We start from the raw sequence: 4,729 nt of genomic DNA, 5'->3' as shown, positions 1-4,729 counted from the left end.
CTCGGGCAACCCACCTCGCCCCGGCCCACCTGGGACGGAGCGGGTACAGCGTACCGGCCCGGCGCGGTTCGCGGGGGCCGTGGTCCACACGGGGTCCACTGCCTCTTGTCCGTCACCCAACCACCTCAGGGATCACCCGCTCCTGGACCGAGGCTTTCACCAGCAGCGAGGCTTGATGTCTTGTCGGCCTGATCCGAGATCTCGATCTCCACTGATACGTGTGCCCGTGGTCTACCACGCCTCCGTCTCAGGGAGCGCCACGCTTTATGTTGTCACGCAACTCGTGAACGGCCTTGGCCTGTCATGAACGCGCAGGGAGCCCTTGGTGGGTACTTGCCGGGAACTCATGCCGGGGGGCAGAAGGGGACTGGATTTGGCCATTAGGTCTTCAGCCTTACAAGGTGGTTGATAGCCTCCACCCAAGGGGCTTCGACATGCCACGAACCTGAAGCACCCTCCACTCCCGATCGCGATCGAAAGTTCCCCGTGAGGGCGCGACCCGCTATCGCAGCGTAAACAAAAGAGGGGCAATGCGAAATAGACGCCATGAACAAAATGAAAGCCACGCGGATCGAGCACGGCGCATCCTTAAGATGCGCGAGGCTGAAGCAGCGCGAGAAGCCCAAGTGGCGCCGAGCCGCCATACACCCAGCGATCATGGACCTGCCCCAAGCAAGGAAGAGACTCTCGAAGCAGCGGTAGCCGATTGCCTAGATCGAGCGCAGCGTCAGGATTATGCTGACATCCAGCGAGTTCAAACGCAGACGAGAAGAGGCTTTCTCAGACGCAGCAGCTATGAAGCGGGCTGGCCGTTGGTCAACACTCGGCACGAGCGGCAAGGCGAGAACGACTCCGCGATTGAACGCACCTACTACCTACTGGCGACCGGAGAGTTCGCTATTCATCACGCGGGCAGCGTAACGGGATACAGCTACTCCGAGTCAAGCATTAGCCAAGTCACCCCTTACGAAATCTTGGAAGACGGTGGATTGCGGCGCGACTTTACCCAAGTACTGAATGCCGTAAATGAACTGTTCACTTCTAATCGATTTCCCTAAAGTGCTCGCCCCTGGGGTGGCATAGCCTCGTTGTTCCGGAATAGCGGCTGAACGATCGTCGATGGCAGTGGTCGGGGTCTGGTGCCCCCATTGCTATCAAGGCACACCGCCGTCCTACCCTGGACTCCTCGGAACGCGGCGTGTGCACGACCTCCCCGGTTGCACTCCCCATGCAGCCTGCGGCCTGGGTACCGTCAAGGGGAGAAGCCCCGACGGATGGAGCACGATGCCTCGCCGCCCTCTGGACCGCCGGCGCCTCACCGATAGGGGGGCGCGCTGATGCTGGAAGAAGCCGAAGAGATCGGCCGTCGCGCACGCCGCGCACGGCTCCGCCTCGGCATGACGCAAGCAGACCTCGCTACCGCCCTGGGCAAGACTCAGGGGTGGGTCTCCAAGATGGAACGCGGACACATCGAGCTGGACCGCGTCGGCCTGCTAAACCTGCTTGCCTCGGAACTGCACGTACACCCGAACGACCTGATCGGACGGCCGTACAACAGCTCCCCGGCAGAGAATCAGTGGCAGGTCTCCGCCGCAGCCATCATGCGCGAACTGCGCCGCTACGACCTCGCCCCCGTCTTCGACGGCACGCCCCGACCTGCCAGCCAGCTCTGGCAGGAAACCACCCGTCTTCACCGCCTGCGTGACGCTGCCGCCAACGTGGCGATCATGGAAGTCCTCCCTGACCTGTTCCGTGAGGCACGTGCCCTCGCCGAAGTCTCCACGGGGCACGAGCGGGAAGAGGCGTTCGCCATCTACGCCGTGTGCTGCAAGTTCGCCCACACGGCCGCGCACGCCCTTGGGCACCCTGAGCTGATCGCCATGGCGTGTGAGCGGGCCGCCTGGTCTGCGCGGCTGTCCGGTGATCCTGTGATGCCTGCCGTCGCCGACTGGATGCGCGTGTGGGACATGTGGGCCACGGCGGATTGGGATGACTCCATTGCCCTGTCTGACAAGGCGCTTCACAGCGTGCAGCAGGACTACGACCGGGGTGATCCGCTGGCTGTTCGGGCGTGGGGGTCACTGCAACTGCGCGCGGCAGTGTCAGCTGCTCGGTGCGGTCGCAAGGCCGAGGCGAAGGACCGGATCAAGCACGCGCGTGGTGCAGCCAAGCGGATGTCAGAAGCCGTCGGCCCTCCGGTCTACGACCGCCACAGCCTGACCTTCTCGCCGGGCAACGTACAGATCCACGCGATCAGCGTCGCTCTGGAGATGCATGAGCAACGTGAGGCCCTGTCGATAAACAGGCGCACGAGTAAGGAACTGGTCGAGGCGCTCCCCAACTCCCGTCAGGGGCACCACCACATGGACCTGGCCCGCGCCTGGTTGTGGGACGGGAACCGCGACAAGGCGCTGAAGGAACTGGAGAAGGCCGAGCGCATCGCCCCCCAGCTCGTCCGTAACCACCCCATCGCCCGGTCAACCCTCCGCAGCATCGTGTACGCCGAGCGAGCGAGCACCCGCGAGAAGCTGCGCCGCATGTCAGACCGCTTCCACCTCGACGGCTGAGGGATCGTATTCCTGCGGTTCATATTGGGCCCTGGAGATCTTCATAGCTTCGAGGCATGGCCGAACAGACCTCGAAGCAACTTCCGGCACGGGGCGCCGAGTTAGTCCCTGGCGCCCCGTTTCATCCTCGCCTTGGCGACCTCGCTCTCGACCTCGCCAAGGGCGGGAAGATCGGCGTGTGCGTCGCCCTGCCGAGCGACAGCTCCGCGTCGTACCAATTGCGTCCGCCCGGCGGTGGTGAGGACTGGCGAGCCAGGTCCGACGGAAAGACCTTGCGCCCCGTGCCCGTCCCGGTCACGCATGTCACGCCCATGAAGCGGGACGCCGCCTACGACCACCGCGCACAGCAGGCCGCACTGCCGGTCACCGTCCACTACGAGGACGGCGGTGCCTGCGAGACGATGCTCGTGCTCACCCCGGCGCAAGTTGAGCTGTACTACAGCCAGCTCGGCAAGCTGATCGCGGCGCGGGAAACGGCTTGGGAGCATGAGCGGTGAGCCCGGCCGTGCTGATGCTCGCTCCGCCGGCCTCTGCACGTCCCCCGATGCGGTCGCCCATCGCCTTCCGCTGTGAGGCGACCGCCCACGACCTCAGCGGCACCCGCGAGGTTCTGCTCGCCACCTACCGCGGTCGGTCCCCGCGTCTCGCCGCCCGTTGGCTACGCGCACAGGCTTTGCACCTCGCTCGGCGGCTGTCCCCTGACCCTGGGACCGAGTTCCTCCAGGGTGCGCCACTCGTCACCACAGGGCCGGACGTTCCTCGCCCTGATGCCGAGCTGCACGCGTGGGCCAGCAGTGACCAGGCGTACGAGCACGCAATACGCGCTCTCGCCGCAGGCCGCGCGTTCGTGTTCGAGGTGACGGACTACGACGCCCGGTACTCCCTCCGGGTGTATCCCCTGCCCACACGCCGCCCTGCACCCCCGCAAGCCCCCGTCCCCGCCCGGTGCCCACCCCACTCCCCGGCGGGGACGGGCCGCCACCGCAGACCACGGGGACGGCGCACGCCCCGATGACCCCCGCCCCCGCGTCTCTTCCGGTTCCCCCCGGCGCGGGGGCGGGCCCACCGCCAACCGGAGCTCTACCGCTGAACGCACACCCGCCGCTCTGCGGCGCAGTCCTGCCCATCTACCGAGGGGAAGACGCGGTGACCACCTATCCCGTATCGCCGAACACCGTGCTGGCCAACGCGCTGACGCACGCTGATGACCTGCTCAGGCCGCACATCGTCAACGCGGCTCCGGAGCGGATCGTGTTCGTGGTGGGAACGCAGATCAACGGAGCGCCGCACATCGGAACGTCCCTGGTTCAGTCGCTCACGTTTGCCACTGCGGCGCGTATCCGCGACAGGTTCGGCGTACCGGCCGAAGTCCAGTTCGGGGCCCTCGACAACGCGCCGTACGCCATCGTCACCGACAAGGAGACCGGTCACCGCTACCAGCGGGCCTACGCGCACGCCCTGGGCGCGGCCGGCATCGCGGAACAGGTCGACAAGCTGTACCGCCCGCTGTTCACGGCCCTGTCCGAGCGCCTGCACGTGTCGTACTCGGTCGAGACCTACAGCCAGCAGCAGGCGGGCGACCACTTCCGCCGTACCTGGCTGCGCGTGCTGCCCCGCATGGATGCCGCCCGCTGGTACCTGTCCCCGTCATCCGGCGTCCCGCACGTCCGTGTCCCCTGCCCGCGACCCGGCTGCGGGTGGGCCGAGAAGTACGCGGAGCGAACCCGCGTCCGTGACGACGGCTTCGAGCGCGCAACCGTCTCGGCCGTGTGCCTGCACCATGGCGAATACGAGGTCGTCATCGAACCGGCCAACGGTGGCTACCTGGACCTGGCCACGCTGTACAGGAATCTGGTCAAGGAGCTGGCCATCACCGGAGCGGTCGGCACGCTTCACGTCATGGTCAAGGGCGGCGACTGGATGCCCGGCTGCATCCTCGTCGACGGTGCCCTACAGGCGGTCGGCCTCACCCGCGGGCAGTTGCCCGCCCGTCTCTTCTGCCCCCAGGTGGTCACGGACACGGGCGCGAAGCTGTCCAAGTCCCTCATCCGCGAGGGACGCGCATCCTTGCCCGACGGTGCGGCCCCCTGGATGCTCGACACCCGGGAGTGGCCAGGCTCGTTGGCTGAGTACGTTGACCGCTTGCTCGGTCTGACTGACGG

General features: G+C 66.5%; 4 protein-coding genes. All 4 read left to right on the top strand.

The window, feature by feature from the left end; all coding sequences use genetic code 11:
- Positions 1–593: 593 nt before the first annotated feature.
- Positions 594–1,058, top strand: coding sequence for a hypothetical protein (locus GA0115233_RS40790; RefSeq protein WP_141689656.1), 465 nt, complete (start codon positions 594–596; stop codon positions 1,056–1,058).
- 279 nt (positions 1,059–1,337) lie between these two features.
- On the top strand, positions 1,338–2,567 hold the full coding sequence (locus GA0115233_RS39525) for a helix-turn-helix domain-containing protein (protein WP_093725584.1): 1,230 nt from the start codon (positions 1,338–1,340) through the stop codon (positions 2,565–2,567).
- Between the two features lie 56 nt (positions 2,568–2,623).
- The gene (locus tag GA0115233_RS39520) at positions 2,624–3,064 is read left to right on the top strand and encodes a hypothetical protein (protein WP_093725582.1); all 441 of its coding nucleotides are present in this window, start codon (positions 2,624–2,626) and stop codon (positions 3,062–3,064) included.
- A gap of 649 nt (positions 3,065–3,713) precedes the next feature.
- A partial coding sequence (locus tag GA0115233_RS39510; RefSeq protein WP_093725578.1) for a hypothetical protein occupies positions 3,714–4,729 on the top strand: 1,016 nt, incomplete at its 3' end.

This window comes from Streptomyces sp. DI166, from assembly GCF_900091315.1.
GTDB lineage: Bacteria > Actinomycetota > Actinomycetes > Streptomycetales > Streptomycetaceae > Streptomyces > Streptomyces fuscus.
Note: the sequence above shows the minus strand (reverse complement) of the source record. Positions and strands in the feature narration are given on the sequence as shown.